Consider the following 24,520-nt stretch of genomic DNA (forward strand, 5'->3'; position numbering starts at 1 on the left):
ATCAACGTTTAGCTAGTAATTTGGTGGACAGCCCACACATGGGTTACCCCTTGCAAGCCTCCAAGGCGGCAGTTTTGCTGCCTGCTTTTTGAATGCAGGTTTTCAGGCTGTCCAGATTGGGCAGGGTTTTGCAGTGGGGCACATCGACCAGCGGCTGTGTGCTGTTAAAGCCGCAAGCGTAATACGACGTCACCGGATTCACCGGTTTGTTGATCACCTTGTTGCACACCGGTTTCAGGTTGTTGTTGACCCAGTTGTCGTAAGTAGCTGACTCTTTCTCAAACTCAGCTTTGTCTGCATTCAACTGGTCAGCCTGAAGGTTAAAGGTGTTCACCGCTTCATTGAAATTCGCAACTGCCTTTTGATCGGGCTTGCCCGCATCCAGTTTGGCTTTCTGGTTTTGCAAGGCAACGCGCCGCTCGCTTAAGAGTTTCTCGCTGCCACGCAGGTCGCTGGCCCGTTGCTCCAGTGTGTTGAACCGCTTCAGGCCCTGCTGTTCGAGTTGTAAACAGGCCCGCAAGTCGCTTTCATTTGCCTGTTCCGGGGCTGGAGTTTGAGCTTGCAAGGCGGGGCAGGCCAAGAGCATCAGTAATGTGCCGATTTTGGCTTTGGACATAGGCATGTTGACCATCCATGTGAACCGCAAGGCCCTGATCGTAGCAGATCAATCAACAAATTAAATCGCTGTATCAATTGATTAAATAAGTAAGAATAATTATCATTACTGTTCATTAAAAAAATATGAGCGTTTCAGCAATGAATAAGGTCGGCAGTCTCAACTACTGGGTTGTGAATCGGGTGTTGTCAGCGCTACTGGGCGGCTATGCATTCACGTGGGGTTTTTCATCCTTGGGCATCGCCGGCCTTGCCGCGCTCGGTGTTGATTTTCATGAGGCCGAAACCGGTATTTTGATGCTTGCATTTCTGGTGTTTCTGGGCGTTTTTCTGTGGGCTTTTGCCAGCAGCAGTGTGGCCCGTGTGTGGGCTGTGTTGGCAGGGGGTGGGGTGTTGATGACCCTGTCGGCCTGGTGGATTCAGCAAAGCATGTTGTCTTGAAGGGGAAGTTTGGTGTTCAGTAATTTTCGATTGTCCATGACCTGGGTTCACACCTGGTTCGGTTTGGTGTTGGGCTTTGTGTTAATGGTCTGTTTTTTCTTTGGATCGTTGTCGGTGTTTGACCGGGAGATTGATCGCTGGGCCATTCCTGAAACCCGGTTCGATGCGCAGCCCATGCCGTCCTTCGACAAAGTGCTTCTGCCTGCTTTGCAACAGCTGGAGCCCGATGAGGTGGACTACGCCACCAACATGCCCAGGCTGCACGACCCAGCCAAAGGCGAGATGACACCTCGCACTGAACTGCCTGTCGATGAATACTGGGCTTATGTGACCCACCGCGACCCTGTGTTGGCGGCCGGTGTGGGTTATGGTGTGCCATTGGCGAAGAACCCGGAAGACCACAACCACATTCACAAGAACGTGACGCTGGACCCCCGAACTGGCGAAGTGTTGCCAGACGACAAGTTGAAAATTGGCAGTCACTGGTTTTATCCCATGCACTACAGTTTGCAGCTGAAGTGGAAAAACCTGGGCATCTGGATTGTTGGCCTTGCCGCATTGATGATGCTTGCGGCCTTGGTGACGGGTGTCATCATGCACCGAAAGGTGTTCCGCGAGTTTTTCACCTTCCGCCCCTGGAAGCGAACACAACGTGCCAGCCTGGATTTGCACAACCTGACTGGTGTGGTGGCTTTGCCATTCCATTTCTTTTTTTGCATTCACGGGTTTGGTTATTTTTGCCAGTTTTTATTTTTTGCCGGTGACCAGCACTCTGCTTGACCCCCTGCACAAGCAACATGAAATTCACGAGGCGGCCGCCACCGGTTTGCCGCATGAGGCAGCGGGTGTGCCAGGCACCATGAGCAGTGTGGATGCCATGGTGGAAGAGGCCAAACGCCGTTGGGCAGCTCGCGACATGGCGGGTGAAGTTGGTTTTCTGGTGATGCACCACGTAGGCGATGCCAACAGTTATGTGAGCATTTACCGCGCTGGCAGTGACCGCGTGGCCTTGGTGGGCGAGGGCATTCATTTTAAAACCAGCACGGGTGAAGTGCTCAGCGAAGACCCGCCACGCACGCCGGTATCTGAGGTGAATGAGTTCCTGACGGGCTTGCATTTGCAGCACTTTGAGCACTGGTTCTTGCGTTGGCTGTATGTCTTGGGTGGCTTGCTCGGTGCCGTGTGTATTGCGACTGGTTTTATTTTCTTCGTTGAAAAACGAAAATCCCAACATGCAAAAAGCGGCAGCAATGGTAGCCGTGTGGTCGATTCATTGGCCGTTACTACAGTGACCGGCATGGTGATGGCCGCAGTCGGTATGCTGGTCATCAATCGAATTTTGCCAGCGGACCTGTTGGGCAAGGCCGATTGGGAAAAAGCTGCATTCTGGACTGTGTGGGGCCTTAGCTTTGTTCATGCTTACGTTCGCAGTGCGCCTGTTGCACATGGTTTGTTCAACCCGGCCTGGCGTGAGCAATGCTGGGGAGTAGTAGCACTCAGTATTTCAGCGGTTCTGTTGAACTGGGCCACCACTGGCGACCATTTGATCAAAACAGTGTTCACTGACACGTATTGGCCTGTCGCAGGCGTTGATTTGAGCCTGATGGCGTGTGCCGTGATGAGCGGCTGGGCGGCATTGAAACTTGCACGCCGAGAGCGTGGTGCGGATGTGCCGGTTGGTAAAACTGAAAAACAATCTGGATCTGACACGGGTGAGGTGGCCCATGCCTGAGGCATTTTATTTAACTGCCGCCGCTTTGCTCAGCCTGGTGGGCATGGCGTGGTTGGCCTTGTCCATGGATGTGCATTGGGCACAGGTGAAGCAGATTCCCTTGGCCGATAGCCAACCACCTCGAACGGTGTTGAAACTGTTGGGTTATCTTGCCCTTGTTGTGTCACTGGTGGTGTGCCTTGTTGCAGATCGACCTTCGATTGCGGCACTGGTGTGGATCATGTTGATGGTTGGGTCTGCTGTGGCGGTGGCGTTTATACTCGCACATCGACCCCGACTGCTGAAGGCGTTTTGTTTTTGATCCTTAACACTCAGTCCATTTTCTCAACAGATTGTTGTACAAACCTGTAAGCCGAACCAGCTCCGGGTGACCCTCGCCATATTGCGTTCGCAATTTGATGAGGGATTCATCCATTTGAAACAGCAGGCGCCTGCATTCCAGATCTTTCACCATGCTTTGCATGAACATGTAGCAGGCCAATCGCTCACCCCGGGTCACAGGGTTCACTTGGTGCATGGAGCCCGACGGGTAAACCACCAGGCTGCCCGCGGGCAATTTAACGTTTTGCATGCCATAGGTGTCTTCAATGACCAGCTCACCACCCTCGTAATCCTCGGGATTGGATAAAAACAGCGTGGCAGAAATGTCGGTGCGCAACGCGCTGCCGTCGGGTAGATAACGCACAGTGCTGTCGGTGTGCAAGCCATAGTGATTCGTTTCACCGGCGTAGCGATTGAAGTTGGGTGGCAGTATTTTGTAGGGCAGGGCAGCCGAAATTAATCGGCTGCTTCTGTTTAACGCGCGCATCACCAGCACACGCAGGTCTCTCAACACTTCGCTCCCTTCCGGAATTTGAAGATTGTTTTTGGCAAGGCGGGCCTGTGTGCCCGCACTTTGACCGGTCGCCCAGTCAGCTTGCTTGAGCATCTTGTGGATGCTCGCAAGCTCCTCGGTACTGAGAATATTGTCGATGGTGACCAGCATGTGTGTGTCGTTTAATTAAAAGTCGTATCTTAAAGTGGCGATCAACTGACGACCTTCTCCGGGAATGCCTTGTCCGCCGCCTTCAGCCAGTTGAGAGATGTATCGTTCGTCGAACACATTGTACAAGTTCACACGAACCTGAACGTCTTTGGTGAATTTGTAGGTGGTGTACAAGTCAACCACGGTGTAGCTTGGAATGCTCACCTTCACGTTACCGGTGGTGTTGGGTTGAACACCACTGGTTTGTTCATCCACATACTGCAAGCCACCGCCCAAAGTGAATTTGGGTGTGATGTCGTAGGTAGTGAAAACATTGAATGAGTGCTTCGGTGTGCCGCCCAATTCTTGCCCGACAGAGAAGGGTGAGGTGGGTGCACTGGTCACTTCAGATTCAAGGAAGGTGTAGCCTGAGTAAAGTTTCCATGCCTTGGTCACTTGACCTGCAACGAGTACTTCGAAACCATCAATGTAATATTCCACGTTCGGCGTGGTGACTCCGCCCGCCGCTGGCGCGGGCAGACGACCTTCATCAGTCTCAGTCCGGAATACAGCAGCGTTGATATCCAGCCCCGCACCAATGGTCATTTTGCTGCCCAGTTCGTACGCCTGAATCTTCTCGGTAGGAGTATCGAATGTGTTGCCAGCCACCCGATCATTCATACTTCCGCCGGCCAGTTGAATTTGGTTGCGGTCGAAGTTACCGGAAATGTTGAAGGCTGTGCCGTAAGAGGCATACAAGGCGTGGTTGGGTGTTAGCTTGTGCACCAGGCCCAAACTATAGCTCGTCTCCGTGTCTTCGCGCATGAAGCTGCGGTTTTCGGCTTGTTGTGGTGTGAGGCCTGCGGCAGTGGAATTTTGGCGATCTTCTTCATTCGCAAAGGCCTTTACCTTGTCGTAACGAATGCCTGCGTTCAGCTCCCATTTTTCGTTGAACTTCATGGTGTCAAGCAGGTACAGGCCCATTTCTTCGGTTTCGAACCGATGAATGCCACCGTAGGCCAGTGTGCCTGTGAACTCGCGTTCGGCGGGGTTAAACAGGCTGGTGACAGGGCCGTTGGTGTCCAGGCGTCGTCGGTTTTCATATTCATAAAAACCAAAGTCGAAACCTGCCACCATGTCGTGTTGGATACTGCCGGTATTCAAGCTGAACAAAAGGTCTGTCTGATTCCTGAAGCTGGTGTCGACCTGATCACGAGGCTTCAAATTACCCACAGCAAAGCCTGATGCAGGGTTGTTGTTGCCAGCGCCCGTTCCGTTGTCCACAAATCTTGGGGACGATGTAATCGAGTCGTTGCCGACTTGTGCAAAGCGTGTTTGGTTGCGAATCACTTGTCCGCTGGCCAGTGCATGTTGAACTGCCAGGCCAATCTGGTTCACTTCAATGTCTTTGTAGTCATTGGTGTGGCCGTAGAAGTTGTCAAAGTTGATGCCATCCGGCAGGCGACCTGTGCCGCCATTTCGGCGGTCAAAAGGCAAACCTGCATCGGGAATGTCATTGGTTTTGATGTGTAGTACATCGGCTGTAATCGATGTGGGTTTGTTCAAGCCCCATGTGTAGGCGGCATAAACACCGTAGCGGTCTTCTTCTGCCGTGTTTCGGCCGGGCAAGTCTGCACTGTGTTTCATCAAGTTGATGCGCAAAGCTTCGTCATCGTCCAACACACGATTCATGTCCAGTGTGGTTCGGAAATAGCTGTCGGTCCCCACGCTGACTTCTGCGCGATTGAAATCAACACCCAAAGGTTGTTTGGTCACAAAGTTGATGGTGCCGCCCGCAGAGCCGCGACCCGAGAACGCAGAGTTCGGACCTTTGACCACTTCCAGCTGTTCGATGAAAAACGGATCGCGGAAGTAGTTGCCAATGTCGCGCATGCCGTTGACATTGATGTCATCACGGGCATTGAAACCGCGAATTTTAAGTTGATCACCACCCGGTGGGTTGCCTTCACCAGCCTGAAGGCTGATGCCCGGTATGTTACGCAGCGCCTCGTTGAGCGAAGTGACGTTTTGTTCTTCAAGCAGATCTTGCGGCAATACGGTGATGATGCGTGGAGTTTCTTGTAATGGGCGCGTGTACTTGATGCTGTCCATTTGTTCGCCTCGGAAGTCGATGACATCCACATCAGGCAAAGTTTGGGGGTTTTCTTGGGCATGTGCGTTGGCGAGGCTGCTTAAAGCCAGCGCCACGGCAAGTGCGATGGGTTTGGGAGAGTGCTGCATAGTCGTCTCAAAAAATAATATGAAGACGAATGATAATCGATATCATTAATGTCATGAAATATTTTTTGTAACACTGTCTTTTTTGTCGCAAAGTCGGGCTGTTGAAAACAAAAAACCCCGGTGGGTTACACCGGGGTTTTTGTTAGGTTTGGCCTTGAGCCGTTTTACTGTCTGATCAAGTGATCAAACGCGGCTAGCGACGCATTCGCACCTTCGCCCATGGCGATGATGATCTGCTTGTAAGGTGCTGTTGTGCAGTCGCCTGCGGCAAACACGCCTTCCATGCTGGTGTGGCCCTTGTGGTCCACTACGATTTCACCATGCTTGCTCAATTCAAGTGTGCCTTTCAGCCAGTCGGTGTTGGGCAGCAAACCGATTTGAACAAAAATGCCTTCCAGTTCAACCTGTTTCACTTCGTCCGTTGCTCGGTCTTTGTAGGTCAGGCCGTAGACCTTGGTGCCATCACCGTTTACCTCAGTGGTCAGCGCATTCAAGATCACTTTCACATTCGGCAGGCTGTACAGTTTTTTCTGCAATACCGCGTCGGCTTTCAGCTTGGTGTCGAATTCAAACAGGGTGACTTCTTTCACAATGCCGGCCAGGTCAATGGCAGCTTCTACACCGCTGTTGCCGCCGCCAATTACTGCAACACGCTTGCCTTTGTACAGCGGGCCATCGCAGTGCGGGCAGTAGGCCACACCTTTGTTTCGGTACTCGGCTTCGCCTGGCACATTCATTTCGCGCCAGCGTGCGCCGGTGCTCAAAATGATGCTTTTGCTGGTCAGCTTGGCACCGTTTTCCAGTTCAACTTCAACCTTGCCGTCGCTCAGTTTCTGCAGGCCTTTGGCGCGTTGCAGGTTCATCACGTCGATGTCGTATTCCTTCACGTGTTGTTCCAGTGCAGCCACCAGCTTGGGGCCTTCTGTTTCTTTCACGGAAATGAAGTTTTCAATGCCCAGTGTGTCCAGAACCTGGCCACCGAAGCGCTCGGTGACGATGCCGGTTCTCACGCCTTTACGCGCAGCATAAATCGCAGCGGCTGCGCCGGCGGGGCCACCGCCCACAATCAGCACATCAAACTCGCCTTTGGCATTCAGTTTGGCTGCGTCCTTTTCAGCAGCGCCAGTGTCCAGCTTGGCGACAATTTCTTCCAGTGTCATTCGGCCGGAGCCAAAGCTTTCGTTGCTATCCCCTGTGTGCCTTGAAACACGGTGGGGACTGCCATGACCTTGCGCTGTTCAACAAGTGGCTGGAACATGCCGCCATCGATCATGGTGTGGCTAAATGCCGGGTTCAATGCTGCAATGGTGTTGAAGGCTTGTACAACGTCAGGACAGTTGTGGCAGCTCAATGAAATCACGGTTTCAAAGTGACCACCATGGGCGGGTGCCTGCAAGCCTTTGATTTGTTCGATCACATCTGCTTCCACTTTGGGTGGGTGGCCGCCTACATGAAGCAGGCCGAGCAGCAGCGAGGTGAATTCATGTCCCATGGGCAAACCGGCAAAACGCACGCGGCCTTCCTCACCTTGCTTGGCAATTGAGAATGAGGGGCGCAGGTTGTAGTTGCCGTCCAGGCGCACAGACACTTTGTCTGAGCACTCCGCGATTTCTTGCACCAGCTGTTCCATATCGCGTGCCTTTTCGCTGTTGTCCAGCGAGGCCACCAATTCAATGGGGTGGCGCAGCATTTGCAGATAGGTCTTCAGTTGTTGTTTGATGTTTGCGTCGAGCATGGGGTACTCCGGGGATGTTCGTCAGATGTGTGTGAACAAGGGGCCGCTCCCTTGTGGGGAGCGGTTTACTGCTAAAAATTCAAAGGTAATTTGAATTTAGATTTTGCCAACCAGGTCCAGTGAAGGAGTCAAAGCGGCATCGCCTTCCTTCCACTTGGCAGGGCAAGCCTGGCCAGGATTCTTGGCGATGTACTGTGCGGCTTGAATCTTGCGCTTCAGTTCAGATGCGTCACGGCCAATTCCAAGGTCGTGCACTTCCATCACTTTGATCACGCCCTGTGGGTCGAGTACAAAAGTACCGCGCAGTGCCAAACCTTCTTCTTCAATCATCACGCCGAAGTTGCGTGTGATTTGACCGGTGGGGTCGCCAATCATTGGGAAGCGGATTTTGCCGATGGTTTCGGTGGCGTCGGCCCAAGCTTTGTGTGTGAAGTGGGTGTCGGTTGATACAGAGAACACTTCAACGCCCATGGCCTTCAGTTCTTCGTACTGGTCAGCCAGGTCGCCCAATTCGGTGGGGCATACGAAGGTGAAGTCAGCTGGGTAGAAGAAGAACACAGACCACTTGCCCAACACGTCGGCTTCGGTCAGGTTGATTTCTTTGCCGTTCCAGTAAGCAGTGGCTTTGAATGGCTTGATTGTGGTGTTGATCAGAGACATTTGAAGTCCTCCAAAAAGTTAATGAACAGTCAGTAAATTAATTCCATGCCATTGTATCGAATAAATTGTGCGATTGCAAAAGTTTATTGGATAAGATTATCAATGAAAAATGACTATCAAGTCAATTGCTTGCTTGAATCGACTCTAACTCTCTAATCCAAAAGGGAAAAGGGTTTTGAGGGGTTTTTTGAAGAATGATGGATGAGAATTGTTTTGAAAAAAGACTCTAAAAAAATGCTGATTGACGAATTTCTGATGATTTTCTTGAGTGTGGTGGTGCACTGCAAAACAAACCCCGACTGTGATCGTAAACGTGTCGTCCACCACCCTAAGCATTATTTTTGATGTTGAATCAACCCCGCCCAAAGCAGATTGAACATGGTGTTCACCACCGTGGCTTTGGGCAAGTGGGGTTGAGTCAGCCACCACTTGGCCAGTTGTTCTCCTGCGCCCGACAGGGCGTGGGCGGTGGCCACAATTTCTTCTTCCGACACAATGCCTTTTAAATCGCCCAGTAGAAGGGCTATGCGGTTTACCGTGTCAAAGCGCAATTGCCCTGCGGCTTGTGCGGCTGGGCCAGCTACAGCAGCACCACTGTCGTAGAGAAATCGAAACGCATCTCGCTCAACTTCCACAAATGAAAAATAACCCTCAATACCGCCGCGCAAGCGACCCTGAAGGCCTTCACCTGTAAGGGCGCGCTCAATAATGTAACTATTCAGCACTTCTCGTGCTTTTTTCAGGCAGGCCAGATAAATGCCATCTTTGTTGCCGAACAATTTGTACACCACGGGCCGGGTCACGCCAGCCGCTCTCGCGATGTCTTCCATGGCTGTGCCTTGGTAACCCCTTTCCACAAACATCCGCTGCGCAACTTCGAGCAGTTGACGTTCTCTGTCCTCAGGTTTCATGCGGGTTTGCACTGGTTTTAACATTGTTAACTCGTTGAATTTACTATGGAAAAACTACACTAGACGTATTACAACTTCATAAATTAATCTCTAGTTACAGTAATGTAACTTAAGGGTCGAACACAAGGCCCCACGTACAAAGAGAGAGACATGAGGACGACAAACCGGGTTGGGGCCATTGTATTGGCTTGGGCTTTGCTATTGGGTGGGTGCATGGGCGATTCAGCATCGCCGCAGGCTGACAACCCCACCATCACCAATCCCAATGAGGAGGAACCCGACACGCCGGTGGATCCGGAAGATCCAGACAACCCTGGCGATGGCGGGGGTGACGATGGTGGCGGGGGTGTTGAGCCTCCCTTGTTTCCTAAAGACCCTGTGGTACGAACTGAGCCAGCCGGCACCGGCGCTGCGCCAGCGGGTGCCGAGCGCTGTGATCCGCTGGACCCGGCCTACTGTCTGTTCCCATTTCCGAACAATTACTTCACAACCGCAGACACGCAAACCGACACCAAGATGCGGGTGAATTTGAATGCATTGGCCATGCCCAAGAACATTGCGGGCAAGCCCATCGATCCCACTGACTGGAATCGCAATGACGGGTTTTCTCCCGGTCAACCTATTCTGACGCGTGTACCCGGGCTTGATTTGCAAAAAACGGGTGCAGTGCCCATTACCAATATCGAAGCGAGTTTGCAGCGCAATCAGCCGATTGTGCTGATTGACACCTTGACTTTGAAGAAACAATTGATTTGGGCTGAACTGGACGCCAACATCACCCAGGGCCGTTTGAGCTTGCCCAACGCAGATCCTGGCCCCGCGTTGGTCATTCGGGTGGCCAAAAATCTGGAACCGGGGCGACGTTACATCGTGGCCATGCGAAATCTGAAAAACAGTGCTGGCGACACCCTACAGCCCAACCCGGTATTCAAGGCGTACCGGGATGGCACACCGCTGGCGAACGCTGCGCAAAATGCCCGCAAACCGCTGATGGAAAATATTTTCAGCGTGCTGAACCTGGCGGGTGTTGAACGTGAAAATCTCTACCTTGCATGGGACTTCACTGTCGCATCAGAAAGGAACCTGACTGAACGCCTGATTCATGCGCGTGATGTGTCCATCGAAGCGACAGCCTCGCAATCGCCCAACTTTACGATTGATGCAGTGATTGAGAATCCGGAGAACGGATCAGCCAGTGAAATTACCGCAAGACGAATTCGTGGTCACATTGATGTGCCATGTTTTCTCACCAGCCCGAATTGTTTGTCGGGTGGCACTTACAACTATCCGCTGGTGCCCACTGGCAGCCCGGCCACAGCCCTGCCGCAGCGAAACCCCCTGACGCCAAATGCCAGCGTGCCGTTCATTTGCTCCATTGCGCGCAAAAACCTGGACACGGGTGAACCTGCGCGCGCGTCCTTGTATGGTCATGGTTTGCTGGGCTCTCGCGATGAAGGCAACACCTATGATTTGAATGTGCGCATGATGGCCGAGCGCCACAATTTCCTGTTCTGCATGGTGGATTGGGCCGGCTTGGCCACGGGCAATCAGCCTGATGATCCCGATGACAATCGCAAATACGATCCCTTCTGGGATGCGGCGGGCGGTGATTTGGCCAGTACGGTGTTGATGTTGACGGACTTCAGCGGCTTCAATCGCCTCACCGATCGGTTGCAACAGGGCTTTTTGAACTTCACGATGTTGGGTCGGGCCATGATTTCCGAGAATGGATTTTGTACTCACCCCGCTTTTCAGAAAGAGGGCAAATGCCTGATTAACCGCAGCGAATTGTTTTACGACGGCAATTCGCAAGGCGGCATCAATGGTGGACCTGTCACAGCGATTTCGCCGGACATTCAAGCCGCAACGTTGGGTGTACCGGGCATGGCTTACTCCACCTTGTTGCAACGCTCCGTGGATTTTGCACCCTACGCCCCAGCGTTTTACGAGGCTTATCCCGCTTCGCTGGATCAGCAATTCATTCTCTCGCTGATTCAGATGTTGTGGGATCGGGGTGAGAACAATGGTTACGCCTGGAGTTTGGCCCCAGGTCGGGAGTTGCCTGGCACGCGACCCAACAAGCGTGTATTGCTGATCCCCGCATTTGCTGATCACCAGGTGTATATGAACACTGCGGAAATCATGGCGAGAACCATAGAGGCGCCATTGCAATGCCCCGCCGTGGTGGGTGGTCCTTCCGCTCAGCGCGGGCCTGCGGTGCTCAAGCAGGCCCACCCTGCTGTGCGTGCCGAACAGGAGCAGTTTCCGAATGTGTCTTTCGGGCGCAGGCACCCCGATGATCATCCGTATTTCGGTTTGCCATGCATCAAAAAGTATCCGCATGCAGGCAATGCGCTCACCGTGTGGGACAGCGGCCCCATGACGAATGCCGATGGTTCTGCGAATCCCAATGGCAGTGCGCCGCCGCCGCTGGACAACCGACCCATGACCACAGGTTATGGTGCCGATCCGCACGGTCACCCCCGCAACGAAGAAAAAAACATGGACATGAAGTCTGCGTTCTTGAAAAAGCAGGGTGCGTTGATTGATGTGTGCAATGGCATGCCATGCACGTCTCGCGGGTTCAACCCGTCGTTGAAGTAAGGGGCCGCAATGATCAAAACAATTCGATGGGTTGCCTTGTTTCAGTGCTTCTTGTTATCGGCCTGTTTGAATTCCGGCAACGATTCAGTGACTGCCTCGCGAACTGACACCAATGAAAACGACCCACCTGTGATCGTGGATCCACCCCCTGGAAACGGTGGTGGCAATGGTGGCGGCAACGGTGGCGGTAATCCGAACTTGCTCGACACTTCCCAATTTCGTGCAGCTTCGGCCAAACGAAACATTGACCCGACTCCCGCACAAATTCAGGGTGTGGTCACCAGCAGCACGCCGGTGGTTGGCAAGCTGCAACAATTCAATCTGGGCGGGTATGGCGGGTTTGCATTCAACGGACCGCAAGACCTTGTGAACTTCGATATCGGCGGGCCACCCGCCAACGGAATCGGCGATGGCACTTTTGTGCGTGTGTTTGTGCTGGAGGGGCAGGCTGAGCCTGCGAACCGGGTGGTGTTTGTCACCATCGACGCGATAGGTGCGGGCAATGTGATTCAAAACAAACTGAAAGCCGCCGTAGCTCAGGCTGCCAGTGTCCCACCCAACAATGTATTGTTTGCACAAACCCATTCGCACTCCGGTGCCGATCTGCAGGGTTTGTGGGGTGGAGTACCCGCCAGTTGGTTGAATTGTGAGAAGGCTGACCCTGCGCAGGCATGTGACCCGGCTTTGAAAGGTGGCCTGTACCAATTGGCCGCCGAAGCCACGGCTGAGGCTGTGGCCAACTTGAAGCCAGCCTATATTGATTTCGCGCAAACTGCACTGGAAGGCGAAGCGCGCTTGAACAACTTCCGGCGATGTGATCCGGATGATTCCAGAATTCCCGACCCGACGCTTACTTTGCTGCAGGCCCGCACTGCCCGAGGTGAGGTGTTGGGCTCTGTGTTGAACTATGCCGCACACCCCACTGTATTGAATTCCAGCAACCGCCTGGTGCACACCGACTGGGTGGGAGGAGCGCTGCGCTTGCTGGAGCGAAACTTCGATTCAACAGTGTTGTTCTACAACGGTGCGATTGCAGATGCATCGCCCCGTGCGCCCGCTGCGGAAGACCCCTATGAAAGGGCAAACGCCATGGGCGTGTCAGTGGCGCAAGCCGCGATGAATGCCTTGCCTGGTCGCAAAAAGGTAGAGGGTGGTTTGCTGGTGAATCATGCCACCGCATTTCTTCCGGTGACCAACCCGCTGTTCGTGGGGGCAGGCGGCCTGCGAAGTTTCAATGGCTATTACAACTTCACCCCGCTGGGCGAGGAACTTGCAGCCAATATTCCGGGGTTCGAGAACTTGCCGCAGGTGGCTTTGTATGCGGAAACGCCGGTCAGCCGAATTCAATTGGGGCAGGGCGAGGGCAAGGTGCTGGAGCTGGTCACCATTCCTGGCGAAGGCTCCAAAGGCATGGCTGACTCCATTCGTGCGCGAAGCGAAAACCCCATGATGTTGCTGGGCCTGACCCACAATTCATTGGGATATATCTTGACGGAAAATGAGTTTGGCAACGGCTTGTTTGAATGCCAATCGTTTTATGAGGAGACTGTGTCGCTGGGGCCTTTTACAACCCCAGCGTTGAATTTGCAGGCTTACGATCCGCTGTTTGCGCAATAAGCCTCATCAAGGTTTAGAACTTGGACTTGGCCTTGTCAAAGGCCTCTTTGATGCTGTCCCAAGCGCTGTTCGCACCTTCTTTCAAGCTGTCGAAGGCTTCAGCGCTGGCGCCCTTGAGCTCTTCCAGTTTTGAGCGGCCCTGCGCCAGCTTGGCTTCCAGTGCATCGATTGATTCGTTCAACTCTTTTTTGGCGTCAGCAGATTTACCGTCGGCTTTGGCCTTGAGTTTGTCCAGGTCTGCTTTCCATTCGTCCAGTTGGGCGTTCAGCTTGGCCTTGTAGTGTTCGAGGTCTGCCATGTGTGTACTCCTTCATGTTGAATTACTCGAGGTGTCAGGGTAACGTCACTTTGTGACCCGACGTTGACCAAAACCCAGAGTCATTCCTCTAAAACACGTTTCCGTCACTGGAAAATGCTTATGATGTTGCTATCTGCAAATAGCGCACATTTTTGCCGGGCAGTTTTTGGCGGTCCTCACCATGTCTTTGTTTGAAACCACAGAAGTTCTGGTTTTCTTCAACGTGCTGTTGCAGCAGTTGGGCGCACCTGTGCCTGCCGTGCCCACCATGATCTTGTCAGCCAGTTTGTCAGGGCAGTGGTCGGGTATTTTCTTGCTGGCAGTGATTGCAACTTCTGCGTCCTTGATTGCTGACTGGATTTGGTACATCGCGGGTCGTTACTACGGCTACCGGGTCCTCTCCATACTGTGTAAATTGTCCATTAACCCTGAATCGTGTGTCAGCCAAACTGAATCCCGTTTTCGCGTGTGGGGTCCTTGGTCACTGGTGGTCGCCAAGTTCATTCCCGGGTTTTCCACGGTGGCGCCTCCCATTGCAGGCGCTGTGAAAATGTCCATTCTCAAGTTCACGATTGCCTCGGCTGTGGGCGCGTTTTTGTGGGCCATGGCTGCCCTGTTGGCTGGCTGGTTGTTTCAGGATCAGGTCAATGCAGTGTTTGCAGCTTTGCAGGACAATCTTTTCATTGTGGGTGTGGTGGCCGCACTGATTTGCGCGTTCTGGCTGATGTGGAAGTTGGCCCGCCGCGATGCATTTCAGGCGCGCTTGAAAATGCCCAAAGTGCCCGCCGATGAAGTGCTGGCTTTGGTCAAAACCGGTCATTCCAATCTACGGCTCGTCGATCTGCGGCCCGCCATAGTTCAGGAAGCCGAGCCATTGGCAGGCTGGTTACCCGCCAACGCCGAAAGCGCTTTGGCCGCAGCCCGCGCCTGGCCCAAAACTGACTTGATCGTGACCATGTGTGCTTGTCCTGATGATGTCAGTGCCGCCCATGTGGCTGGCCTTTTGCGCAAACAGGGTTACAGGCAGGCCAAAGCGCTGGAAGGTGGTTACGAGGCCTGGTTGGCCATCAAGCAATCCGATTAATCGCAAGAATGAAGCGCTATCTGGCCACTGGCGCAACAATCCTCATCGAACTTAAATCGATTTACTGTAACCTTTGTGAATTGTTTAGCGTAATAAGTCTTGTTGTTTTCTTTTATATCCCAATTCTTCAATTTCATTACGGAACTTGACCATGCGTTTGTTGACCAAAGCCCTGATCGGTGCTTTCAGTTTTGCCCTGGTTTCTACTCCAGTTGTTGCCCAAGAAGTGATTCAGTTTGGTGTGGGCTTGTACCAGCCTGACAAAGACAAAAACGACGCCACCTATACCCCTTTGGCCCAATACCTTGAAAAGAAACTGGGCAAACCCGTCAAGCTGCGCACGGTGAGCACCTGGGAAGGGTTGGCCAAATCGCTGGCCAATGGAGAGACCGACATTGCCCTGATGGGCCCTTGGGGTTATGTGTTGGCCAACAATGAAGCCAAAGCCCAAGCGGTGGCCACCATTGAATATGAAGGTAAACCGGAATACTTTGGCATCATGGTGACCAACCCGAAAAGCGGCATTAAAAGCATGGCCGATTTGAAAGGCAAAACCTTTGCATTTGGCGACAAAGGTTCAACGTCTGGCTATCTCATTCCCTTCCATTATTTTCAGAAGCAGGGCATTAACCCCGACACGTATTTCTCGAAAGTAATCAACACCAGCCATCAGGCCATTCAAACCCAGGTAACCCAAGGTGCAATTGATGCGGGCGCAGATTACAACCGCAACCGCGACGCCATGATTGCCGATGGTTTGATCAAGGCAGAAGATTCCAAAATCATCTGGACTTCGGACCCTTTGCCCAACGATGCATTTGCGGTCAGTGCAAAATTGTTTGAAGACAAAGCCTTTGTGGCCAAATTGCAGGAGGCCCTGCTGGGCATTGGCGCGGAACTGAAAAACCAGCCCAACCTGCTGCCACCGCGCTACACCGGGTTTGCCAAGAAAGACAACAGCTACTACAAACCCATTCGTGATGCAGGCCTGGCCACCGGCCGCTTGCAACCCAAGTAAGGAATTGACCGCCACATCATGAATTGGATGCAGTTCAAGCTTCACTTGCGAGGCCGGCTCGGGTTTTTCGGGCTGGTTTTTTTGTATGCGCTCATTGTGTTGGCCTGTATTTACAGTCTGGCCACGGCCGGTGATTTGTCCATGGGCCGCAACCCGGTGGCCAATTTCATTAAAACAGCCACGGAGTTCGCACGCCCCAGTTTTGTCGACGTGTGGTTGGGCGACCCCGCATACGAATACAAAAGCGACGATGGCACCGTGCTGCGCACTGAGAATCGACAGGAAGTCGAAAAACAGTGGTTGGTGCAATTGGGTTTTGCCACCTGGACCACCTTCAAAATCGCCACTCTGGGGTCTTTGTTGGGGGGCCATTCTGGCATTGCCTTTTGGAGTACTTAGCGCCCGGAACATCAAGGCGCCTCGTGTGGTCACAGCATTCTCGCGTTTGGTGCTGGACACCTCACGCTCCATTCACACTCTGGTGTTTGGTTTGGTGCTGGTGGGCATTGTGGGGCTAGGTCCCACAGCAGGTATTCTGGCCATCGCATTTCACAGCCTGGGCACGTATGGCAAGTTGTTTGCCGAATCCATTGAAACACTGGACATGGCCTCGATCGAAGCAGTCCGGGGCGTAGGTGCCAGTCCTTCACAAACTTTCTTCTGGTCGGTGTGGCCTAGCGTGTTGCCACAATGGGTCAGCAGTCACTTGTACTTGTGGGAGTACAACATTCGCGACTCCACCATTCTCGGAATTATTGGTGCGGGTGGTTTGGGCCTGCTGATTTCTGAGGCAGTGTCCCTGTTTCAATGGGGGCGCTTGTCCAGCATTTTGATTGTGGTGGTGTTGATGGTGACCGCCTTCGATGCCATCAGTCGCAGAATCCGGACGGCCTTGCTATGAGCACCCCCATGATCGACATTCAAAACCTGGAAATGGTGATTGCCGGGCGACGCATTCTGAAAGTGGATTCGCTTCACATTGCACGTGGCGAAAAGGTGGCCATTCTTGGGCGCAACGGTGCAGGCAAATCGACCCTGTTGCGTTGTTTGAACGGCTTTGTAAAACCCACTGCCGGGCACATCGTGGTCAACCGCCACACCGTGTTTCCGCTTCGTCGTGAGCGTGATTTGCGCCCTGTGCGAGCCGAGGTGGGGCAGGTCTTGCAAGGCCTGCATTTGGTTGCGCGCTTAAGCGCCATGGAAAATGTGTTGGTGGGTGGTTTGGCACGCATGCCGCGCTTGCGCAGTTGGGCGCGAATTTTCACGAATGAAGAAACCCAGCGTGCGCAAGCTGCATTGAAAGCAGTCGGTATGGCCCATCTGGCAGAAAAGCGGGCCGACAAACTGTCGGGTGGTGAACGACAGAAGGTGGCGATTGCCCGCATGCTGGTGCAACAACCTGAACTGGTGCTGGCCGATGAGCCCACAGCGGCGCTTGACCCTACAGCGGCAGATGAAGTGTGTGAACTCTTGGTCAAGGCCACAGAGAATTCCACCTTGATTACTGTGGTTCACAATGTGAGCCTGGTCCCCCTTCTTAGCCAACGGGTCATCGGCCTGAAAGCGGGCGAGGTGGTCCTTGATTGTGCAAGCCATGAATTAACCCAGGCCCACCTTGATGATTTGTACGAGTGAAACATGATTGAGAAGGCAGGGCGCAGTTGCCCGATTCGATACCAGTACGGTGCGGCCAAAATTGCACAGGTCCCCGCTACACAATGCGATGTGTTGTATGTGGTCGGTGGTTTGTATGGCAACCCATTTGCGCTGGATTCGATTGAAAAACTGGCCTCGAGAGAATCGGGCAATGTTCGCATTTGTTTCAATGGCGACTTTAACTGGTTCAACAAATCGCTTGAAGACTTTGTTCACATTAACCAGCGTGTGTTGAATCACGATTGCATTCTGGGCAACGTGGAAGCTGAACTTGGCGAACCTTTGGATGTGGCTGATTGCGGCTGTGCCTATCCCGAAAATGTGGATCAAGGCGTGGTGGACCGGTCGAACTTCATTCATACCGAGCTGAAGCGGTGCGCACAACAACAACCCGAGTTGCTGAGCAAGTTGTTGGCCAAACCTTTCTTTGCACGGTACAGCGTGGATGAATTGAAGGTGGCTGTGGTGCACGGCGATGGCGATTCACTGGCCGGTTGGCGTTTTGACCCTGCTCACTTGAAGCAAACGGATGAAGCTTTGTGGCGTGCCGCTTTGTTTGAAAAAGCACAGGTGAACGTATTTGCCAGCAGCCACACTTGCAGTGCCGGGTTTCACCCGGAGCCACTGCCCAATGGGCAAACCGGATTGATCAGCAACAACGGTGCAGCCGGAATGCCCAGCGCGCAGATGGACGGGCTCTTCACTCGAATTTCAATGACGTCTTTGAACAACCCCGCTTTGGTGTTTCAATCCACGCAGTTGAACGGCGTGTGGATTGAGCAGGTGCGTGTTCAATTTGATCAAACTGCATGGCAGCAGCATTTTTTAAGGCATTGGCCCGAGGGTACTGCTGCGCATACTTCGTATTTCAAACGAATCAGCGAAGGTATTTAAACACAGGCCACTGAACCATCCGAACGTGGGTCAGCCGCCCCTTCCATCATGCCGTTGGGGTGACGTACCACCGCACCCGCATGCCCCATGGTGTCGCTAAAAGCTTCTGGCAGTACCTCCAGTACATGGCCTGCGTCGCGCAGTTGTGCAACCAGATTGTCATCAAACCGGTTTTCCAGTTTCAAGGTGGTGCTTTGCTCTCCCCAGGTGCGGCCCAACAGCCAGCGCGGTGCGGTTACCGCAGTTTGCAAAGGCTGATTGAACAAGGCATAGCGGCTAAACACTGCAGCTTGAGTTTGAGGTTGACCCTCGCCACCCATGGTCCCGTAAACCATGCTGCGACCATCTTTGAAACGCGCCATGGCCGGGTTCAGAGTGTGGAAAGGTTTGCGGCCTGGCTCCAACCTGTGCAGCGCGTCCTCTTTCAATGAAAAACTGATGCCACGGTTTTGCCACATCACCCCGGTTGATGGGCACACCACGCCCGAACCGAATTCCCAGAACACGCTTTGAATAAAGCTGGCGGTGCGGCCTTCGCTGTCAATGCAACCCATCCAGATGGTGTCGCCCTGCCAGGGGTCTTGGGGCCAAGGCAGGGCTTGTTGCATGTCAATTTTCTTCGCACGTTCGGCCAATGCTTCACGGGTCAGAAAATCGCTGGGGTTCACAGTCATGTAGGCGGGGTCAGTGCAATAGCGGTCGCGCACCAGAAAGGCCTGCTTGGTACTTTCCACCATGCCATGCAGGTACTCAAATCCTTCAGCCTGCTTGATACCCAGCGTGTCGAACATGCCCAGAATCATGAGTGATGCCATGCCTTGAGTGGGCGGTGTCATGTTGTAAATCGTGCTGTTATTCAGCTCGGTTTGCAGTGGGGTCACAAACTGCGCATGGTGACTGTTCAAATCAGCCAAGCTGATCGGGCTGCCCACGCGGGCCAAATCCTCGGCCATGGCTTGCGCCAGCTCGCCACGATAAAAATCGTCAAGGCCAGCCTTACCCATGCGTGCAAGGGTGTCGCCCAAAGCAGTTTGCTTGAGTACGCTGCCTTCAACCGGTACCTGACCATCCATCAAAAAATGTTCGGCAAAGCCAGGGGCAGTGGACAGCTCATCGAACTTCACGCGGGTTAAACGTTCCTGACTGCTGCTCACAGCCACACCATTTCGCGCGTGGATGACGGCGTCGCTGAGCAGGCGGTTCAAAGGCAATTTGCCGCCCCATTGTGTGGCCACCTCCCGGGCTTTGATCCAGCCACCGACTGTTCCCGCTGCAGTGAGCGCAGCCAATGGCCCGCGGTTGGGAATGCTGTCGAACCCTTGATCCGTGTAAAAAGCCCGCGTGGCTTTTGTTGCCGCCTTGCCGCAGGCATCAATTCCCAAGGGGGCTTTGCCAGGTTCGCTGAGCAGCCAGAAACCGTCACCACCAATCGAGTTCATGTGCGGGTACACCACTGCAATTGTCGCTGCAGCAGCGATCATGGCCTCCGCGGCGTTGCCGCCTTCTTTCAACACATCCCGGCCAGCCTGTGCAGCCAAATGGTGGGGCGCAACGAACACGCCACCCAGTGCGCGTTTGGTATGAATCATCTTCAGAAATTATTCGTCGTAAATCGATGTTTAATTGTCTTGAATTATTTTTTAACTCGCCATTCAGTAAAACCCGATTTATTGAGCCCGGACTGATCAAAAATTCATCAATTTTCTAAATATGTTCTAATAGGGAGGTTCAAAAAGTAAACGAATGGAGCGGTGACCATGTCGACAGAAATAGAAAATACCGAGTATGAACACACCGAACACAAGTTGAGCTTGCGCAATTTACAGACCTCTGATTACCCCGATATCAAGCGAATTATGGAGGTGGTCTACCACAGCGCTGGCGGTGCTTTGCCAGAAGCCAAATTTCGTTCAATTCTAAAAACATTTCCGGAAGGGCAAATTTGCATTGAAGACGATGGCAAGGTGATTGCCGCGGCCTTTGCAGTGGTGGTCGACTATGACAAGTTTGGCGACAAACACACTTACATGGAGATCACCGGCAACATTTACGCCACCACGCATGACCCCAAGGGTGACGTGTTATACGGCATTGATGTGTTTGCGGATCCTGAATACCGCAACATGCGTTTGGGTCGCCGCCTGTACGAGGCGCGCAAGGAATTGTGCCAAAACCTCAACCTTCGCGCCATCATGGCGGGCGGGCGAATTCCCGGTTACAAAGCGCACATGAAAGACATGTCGCCGCAGCAGTACATTGCCGCAGTGAAACGCAAAGACATTTACGACCCGATTCTTACTTTTCAGCTCAGCAACGACTTTGAAGTGAAGCAGGTGCTGAAAGGCTATTTACCGGAAGACAAAGAATCGCAGGGCTATGCCACCTTGCTGGAGTGGTTCAACATCTACTATGAACCCGAAAAGCCCATGCTGTTTGGCGCACCCAAAACCACCGCACGCCTGGGTTGTGTGCAGTGGCAAATGCGTGAATTCCACAGCGTGGAAGACGTGGTGAAACAGGCCGAGTACTTCATCAACGCGCTTTCAGATTACCGTTGTGATGTCGCCCTGTTCCCCGAATTTTTCAATGCACCCCTGATGGGTTTGGCGGGCAATGGCAATTCCTTGGAGGCGATTCGTCACCTCGCCACTTACACCGATCAAATTCGCGACGAGATGAGTCGCATGGCGGTGAGCTACAACATCAATGTGGTGGCCGGTTCCATGCCGGTGATGGAAGATGGTGCCTTGTACAACGTGGCCTATTTGTGCCGCCGAGATGGCACTGTGGAGGCGCAATACAAAATTCACCCCACTCCGCATGAAAAACGTGAGTGGATGATGGAGGGTGGCAGCAACCTGAGTGTGTTTGACACCGACTTTGGCAAGATCGGAATCCTGATTTGTTACGACTCCGAGTTTCCTGAGTTGTCGCGTGTGCTGGCCGACAAAGACATGCAAATTTTGTTGGTTCCTTTCTGGACAGACACCAAAAACGGATACCTGCGCGTGCGCCGTTGCGCCCAGGCCCGTGCCATTGAAAATGAGTGCTATGTGGCCATTTCAGGCAGTTTTGGTAACTTGCCCAAGGTGGACAATGTCGACATTCAGTACGGGCAAACTGCGGTGTTCTCACCCTCTGATTTCGCATTTCCACACGACGCCATCATGGCGGAAACCACACCCAACACCGAGATGACCCTGATTGTGGATGTGGACCTGGACAAGCTTCAAATTCTGAAAAACGAAGGTTCGGTTCGCAATTACCTCGATCGCCGCCGCGACTTGTACAAAGTGGTGTGGTTAGGCGACGAGTGAGGCGTCAAAGAGGGCTCCCAACTTTGCAATCGCCACTGCGGTGTCGTCTGTCACCGGGTGGCCACAGTTCAGCCGTAAACAGTTTTTGTACAGGCCGCTGGCAGAGAATACGCTGCCTGGCATGTAGGCCACTTTTCGGGCAATCGCCTTGTTGAACAAGGCTGCAGTGTCGACATCGCCTAGCAGTTCAACCCATAACACGAAACCACCTTTGGGTTCTGAAATTCGGGTGCCCTGCGGAAAATGTTTCAGTACCAAACTGCCCATGGCTCGCACCTGCGTTTCAAACTGCTGGCGCAGGGTGCGCAAGTGCCGCTCAAAAGATCCTTTCTCCAGATAATGCGCAACAGCCACCTGTGTGATCGGGTTGGTGGAGCCACTTAAAATTCGCTTTTTCGACAACACCCGTGCGGCGTACTTGCCGCCTGCCACATAGCCGATTCGTAGCGACGGGCTCAGTGATTTCGAAAATGAACCACACATGAGAACCCGGTCGCTCTGCTTGCCGGCTTTCAATGGCCGTGGTCGAAAACGCTCGAAGTACAGGTCGGCATACACATTGTCTTCTACAATCGGAAAATCATATTTCTCGGCCAACTCCAGCAGTTTTTTTCGGTTGGCATCGGGCATGACAGAACCCATGGGGTTGCTGGCCGTGGGGCACACAATACAGGCCGCGATTCGGGTTTGCTTCACTGCAATTTCCAGTGCTTCAAGCGACATGCCATTTTCCGGACTGCTCGGAATTTCCAGTGCGCGCAAGCCCAGTGATTCAATCATTTGCAGCAGCAAGTAATAACCGGGCGACTCAACTGCCACAATGTCGTTGTGTTTGGCCACGCTTTGCAAGGCGAGGCTGAGCGCTTCAGTACACCCATCGGTGATCACCAACTCATCGCGTTTCAATTTCATGCCCATCAACTCAAAGCGCTGTTGCAGTTGCTGCACCAGTTCAGGTTGATTGGGTTCAACGTGGCTACCCAAGGTGAGCAGGTCAGGGCGGGTACGGTTCACAGTGGCGTAGCTTCTACGCAAGGTGGCAATTGGCAGCAATTCATGGGCTGGGAATGCAACGCCCAGTGGTGCCACACCTTCGCGGGTGGAGCTTCTGAGCAGCATGGCGATTTGATTGGCCACCTCCAGGTTCACCGGTGGCTCCAGCACGATTGAATCAGGCGCCTGCGTACAGGCCGCAGCACTGGGCAGGGTGCGGGCTTGCACGTAATAACCTGACTTGGCCACAGGTTGCACATAGCCCCGGTCTTCCAGCAGGTTCAATGCTTTTTGTACTGTGTCGATGGAGTAATGCCATTGCTCTGAGAGCTTCCGGATCGACGGCAGTTTGTACCCCGCTGCAAAGTGATTGTTCTCAATCAAGGCCTGCAGGTTCAACGCCAGTGTTTCGTATTTGCAAGAGGAGCTGTCCATGGTTCAAGCCTCGGTTTGCTTTTTCAGTTGCCACACCATGAACATGCCAGCCACCATCAAGGCCGCCGCCAGGTACAGCGAGCCGCGATAGGTGCCCGTGCGTTCAGCGATCAAACCGGCCAAGGCGGGCGCCGCAATTTGCGACACGCCATAACTGAGTGTCATGCGTGCCATGGCCTTGCTGGGGTTGGCGGGGAATTGCCTGCCTGCAATGCTCAAGGTCAGGTTCACAATGCCGGCGAATGTACCGCCAAACAGCACAGCGCTGACCATGTTGGCCCAGTATCCGTCGATCAGGGCTGCCATCACAATCGAGATGATTTGCAGCAGGTAAGCCAATACAAGGGCTTCAAACACGCCGGTGACGCGCGCCACGCGGTCCCATATGAACGAGGAGGGAATTGCAGCCAAACCAACCACCACCCACACCCAGGGGCCTTTGCCCTGAAGTTCGGGCAAGGTTTCAGCAATGGCCACAATAAAGGTGGCGCTGATCACATAGCCAAAACCGGCACAGAAGTAGGCGCCCAGCATCAATCGCATCCATTTCGCACTGGGCGGTGGTACATCAGCCACCTGTGCTTCAGTGCTGCCTGCTTTGGCGGGCTTTGGCATCCATATCCAGGCTGGTACGAAGAAAAGAATTCCCACCACCCCCAGCACCCACCATTGTTGGTTCCAGGCCAGGTGGTCGACCATGGCCATGACCGCAAGGCCAGACAACACCAGGCCCATGCCCGCGCCGGCGAAATGCAAGCCCAGTTCGGTTTTCAGGTTCTGGCGGGCCAGCCAGTTCATGATCAAGCCTGAAGCAATCAACATACCTGCCGTGCTGGACACACCCGAAATAAAGCGCAGAAAGACCCACAGGTTCGTGTCGGTGGTCAGTCCCATGCCGATGGTGCTGAATACCGCCACAATCAGGCCAAAACGGTACAGCAAGTATTTGTAATTCAGGTTGCTCAGTGTGGACGCCAGCAAGGCACCGCTGATGTAGCCGATGTAATTGACCGTGGCCAGCCAGCCACCATCAAAGGCGCTTAAGCCAGCCTGCTCGCGCATGATGGGCAGCAAGGGGGTGTAAGAAAAGCGGGCCAAACCCACGGTCAGGACGAGTGAACACATACCTGCGGCAATGACTTGCCAACGTTCCAGTTTCATGGGGGCCACCCGCACAGAAGTCAATGGTCAGAAGCAGTACAGATTTTTTACCGCGTATTCTGTACTGCACATTATTTCATTATCCTGAATCTGTACTGAAAATGCAAAAATTCTTACAGTGAGTGTTCCATTTTTACTCCATGA

The 24,520-nt window shown here is 53.3% G+C and carries 20 protein-coding genes and 2 pseudogenes; 12 read left to right on the top strand and 10 right to left on the bottom strand.

The genetic code is table 11. The annotated features are described in order from the left end of the window. Positions 1 to 43 precede the first annotated feature (43 nt). Complete coding sequence (locus A0129_RS04300; RefSeq protein WP_291712716.1) at positions 44 to 622, bottom strand: hypothetical protein; 579 nt, start codon at positions 620 to 622, stop codon at positions 44 to 46. A gap of 134 nt (positions 623 to 756) precedes the next feature. Between A0129_RS04300 and A0129_RS04305 the strand changes: the two genes are divergently transcribed. From A0129_RS04305 to A0129_RS04315, 3 genes and pseudogenes are all read left to right on the top strand, one after another. After that, complete coding sequence (locus A0129_RS04305) at positions 757 to 1,056, top strand: iron uptake protein (protein WP_105029548.1); 300 nt, start codon at positions 757 to 759, stop codon at positions 1,054 to 1,056. Positions 1,057 to 1,068: 12 nt separating this feature from the next. Next, positions 1,069 to 2,788 (top strand): annotated as a pseudogene (locus A0129_RS04310) (PepSY-associated TM helix domain-containing protein). Continuing rightward, positions 2,781 to 3,089: a DUF3325 domain-containing protein gene (locus A0129_RS04315; protein WP_105029547.1), complete on the top strand. Its 309-nt coding sequence runs from the start codon at positions 2,781 to 2,783 to the stop codon at positions 3,087 to 3,089. The pseudogene A0129_RS04310 and the gene A0129_RS04315 overlap by 8 nt, the downstream one beginning before the upstream one ends. Positions 3,090 to 3,092: 3 nt before the next feature. Here A0129_RS04315 and A0129_RS04320 read toward each other — a convergent pair whose 3' ends face one another. The 5 genes and pseudogenes from A0129_RS04320 to A0129_RS04340 all read right to left on the bottom strand — a co-directional run bounded on the left by A0129_RS04320 (position 3,093) and on the right by A0129_RS04340 (position 9,323). Then, positions 3,093 to 3,773: a Fe2+-dependent dioxygenase gene (locus A0129_RS04320; protein ID WP_105029546.1), complete on the bottom strand. Its 681-nt coding sequence runs from the start codon at positions 3,771 to 3,773 to the stop codon at positions 3,093 to 3,095. Positions 3,774 to 3,788: 15 nt separating this feature from the next. Further along, complete coding sequence (locus tag A0129_RS04325; RefSeq protein ID WP_291712718.1) at positions 3,789 to 5,993, bottom strand: TonB-dependent siderophore receptor; 2,205 nt, start codon at positions 5,991 to 5,993, stop codon at positions 3,789 to 3,791. 164 nt (positions 5,994 to 6,157) lie between these two features. Continuing rightward, positions 6,158 to 7,728: pseudogene (gene ahpF / locus A0129_RS04330) on the bottom strand (alkyl hydroperoxide reductase subunit F). A gap of 96 nt (positions 7,729 to 7,824) precedes the next feature. Beyond that, positions 7,825 to 8,388 (bottom strand): alkyl hydroperoxide reductase subunit C, encoded by a 564-nt coding sequence (gene ahpC, locus A0129_RS04335; RefSeq protein WP_105029543.1) that lies wholly within the window; start codon positions 8,386 to 8,388, stop codon positions 7,825 to 7,827. A gap of 335 nt (positions 8,389 to 8,723) precedes the next feature. Next, complete coding sequence (locus A0129_RS04340) at positions 8,724 to 9,323, bottom strand: TetR/AcrR family transcriptional regulator (protein ID WP_291712719.1); 600 nt, start codon at positions 9,321 to 9,323, stop codon at positions 8,724 to 8,726. 126 nt (positions 9,324 to 9,449) lie between these two features. Between A0129_RS04340 and A0129_RS04345 the strand changes: the two genes are divergently transcribed. Together A0129_RS04345 and A0129_RS04350 are read left to right on the top strand one after the other, a co-directional pair. Beyond that, positions 9,450 to 11,903, top strand: coding sequence for a hypothetical protein (locus A0129_RS04345; protein ID WP_291712721.1), 2,454 nt, complete (start codon positions 9,450 to 9,452; stop codon positions 11,901 to 11,903). Between the two features lie 9 nt (positions 11,904 to 11,912). Beyond that, positions 11,913 to 13,520: a neutral/alkaline non-lysosomal ceramidase N-terminal domain-containing protein gene (locus A0129_RS04350; RefSeq protein ID WP_291712723.1), complete on the top strand. Its 1,608-nt coding sequence runs from the start codon at positions 11,913 to 11,915 to the stop codon at positions 13,518 to 13,520. A 13-nt stretch (positions 13,521 to 13,533) separates the two neighbouring features. Here A0129_RS04350 and A0129_RS04355 read toward each other — a convergent pair whose 3' ends face one another. Then, positions 13,534 to 13,818 (bottom strand): coiled coil domain-containing protein, encoded by a 285-nt coding sequence (locus A0129_RS04355; RefSeq protein WP_291712725.1) that lies wholly within the window; start codon positions 13,816 to 13,818, stop codon positions 13,534 to 13,536. Between the two features lie 181 nt (positions 13,819 to 13,999). Between A0129_RS04355 and A0129_RS04360 the strand changes: the two genes are divergently transcribed. The 6 genes from A0129_RS04360 to A0129_RS04385 all read left to right on the top strand — a co-directional run bounded on the left by A0129_RS04360 (position 14,000) and on the right by A0129_RS04385 (position 18,470). Beyond that, the gene (locus A0129_RS04360) at positions 14,000 to 14,902 is read left to right on the top strand and encodes a VTT domain-containing protein (protein WP_291712727.1); all 903 of its coding nucleotides are present in this window, start codon (positions 14,000 to 14,002) and stop codon (positions 14,900 to 14,902) included. Positions 14,903 to 15,053: 151 nt separating this feature from the next. Next, entirely contained in the window at positions 15,054 to 15,920 is an 867-nt protein-coding gene (locus A0129_RS04365; RefSeq protein WP_291712729.1) for a phosphate/phosphite/phosphonate ABC transporter substrate-binding protein, read from the top strand. Between the two features lie 18 nt (positions 15,921 to 15,938). After that, positions 15,939 to 16,319 carry a hypothetical protein gene (locus A0129_RS04370; protein WP_291712730.1) on the top strand — a complete coding sequence of 127 codons (381 nt, stop codon included), beginning with the start codon at positions 15,939 to 15,941 and terminating at the stop codon, positions 16,317 to 16,319. Between the two features lie 25 nt (positions 16,320 to 16,344). Next, positions 16,345 to 16,821, top strand: a complete 477-nt coding sequence (locus A0129_RS04375) for an ABC transporter permease (RefSeq protein ID WP_291712732.1) — start codon at positions 16,345 to 16,347, stop codon at positions 16,819 to 16,821. Next, positions 16,818 to 17,555: a phosphonate ABC transporter ATP-binding protein gene (locus A0129_RS04380; RefSeq protein WP_291712734.1), complete on the top strand. Its 738-nt coding sequence runs from the start codon at positions 16,818 to 16,820 to the stop codon at positions 17,553 to 17,555. The genes A0129_RS04375 and A0129_RS04380 overlap by 4 nt, the downstream gene beginning before the upstream one ends. 3 nt (positions 17,556 to 17,558) lie before the next feature. Next, the gene (locus A0129_RS04385) at positions 17,559 to 18,470 is read left to right on the top strand and encodes a hypothetical protein (RefSeq protein ID WP_291712736.1); all 912 of its coding nucleotides are present in this window, start codon (positions 17,559 to 17,561) and stop codon (positions 18,468 to 18,470) included. Here the strand turns inward: A0129_RS04385 and A0129_RS04390 are convergent. Next, a complete protein-coding gene (locus A0129_RS04390; RefSeq protein WP_291712738.1) occupies positions 18,467 to 20,059 on the bottom strand; it encodes a gamma-glutamyltransferase family protein in 1,593 nt (530 codons plus the stop codon). The genes A0129_RS04385 and A0129_RS04390 overlap by 4 nt on opposite strands. Before the next feature lie 168 nt (positions 20,060 to 20,227). Here A0129_RS04390 and A0129_RS04395 point away from each other — a divergent pair, with 168 nt between their 5' ends. Continuing rightward, positions 20,228 to 21,787 (top strand): carbon-nitrogen hydrolase family protein, encoded by a 1,560-nt coding sequence (locus tag A0129_RS04395; protein WP_291712740.1) that lies wholly within the window; start codon positions 20,228 to 20,230, stop codon positions 21,785 to 21,787. Here the strand turns inward: A0129_RS04395 and A0129_RS04400 are convergent. Together A0129_RS04400 and A0129_RS04405 are read right to left on the bottom strand one after the other, a co-directional pair. After that, complete coding sequence (locus tag A0129_RS04400; RefSeq protein WP_291712741.1) at positions 21,773 to 23,215, bottom strand: PLP-dependent aminotransferase family protein; 1,443 nt, start codon at positions 23,213 to 23,215, stop codon at positions 21,773 to 21,775. The two genes, A0129_RS04395 and A0129_RS04400, sit on opposite strands and share 15 nt — an antisense overlap. Positions 23,216 to 23,218: 3 nt before the next feature. After that, the gene (locus tag A0129_RS04405; RefSeq protein WP_291712743.1) at positions 23,219 to 24,376 is read right to left on the bottom strand and encodes a YbfB/YjiJ family MFS transporter; all 1,158 of its coding nucleotides are present in this window, start codon (positions 24,374 to 24,376) and stop codon (positions 23,219 to 23,221) included. Positions 24,377 to 24,520 lie beyond the last annotated feature (144 nt).

This window comes from Limnobacter sp. CACIAM 66H1 (assembly GCF_001601825.1).
GTDB lineage: Bacteria > Pseudomonadota > Gammaproteobacteria > Burkholderiales > Burkholderiaceae_B > Limnobacter.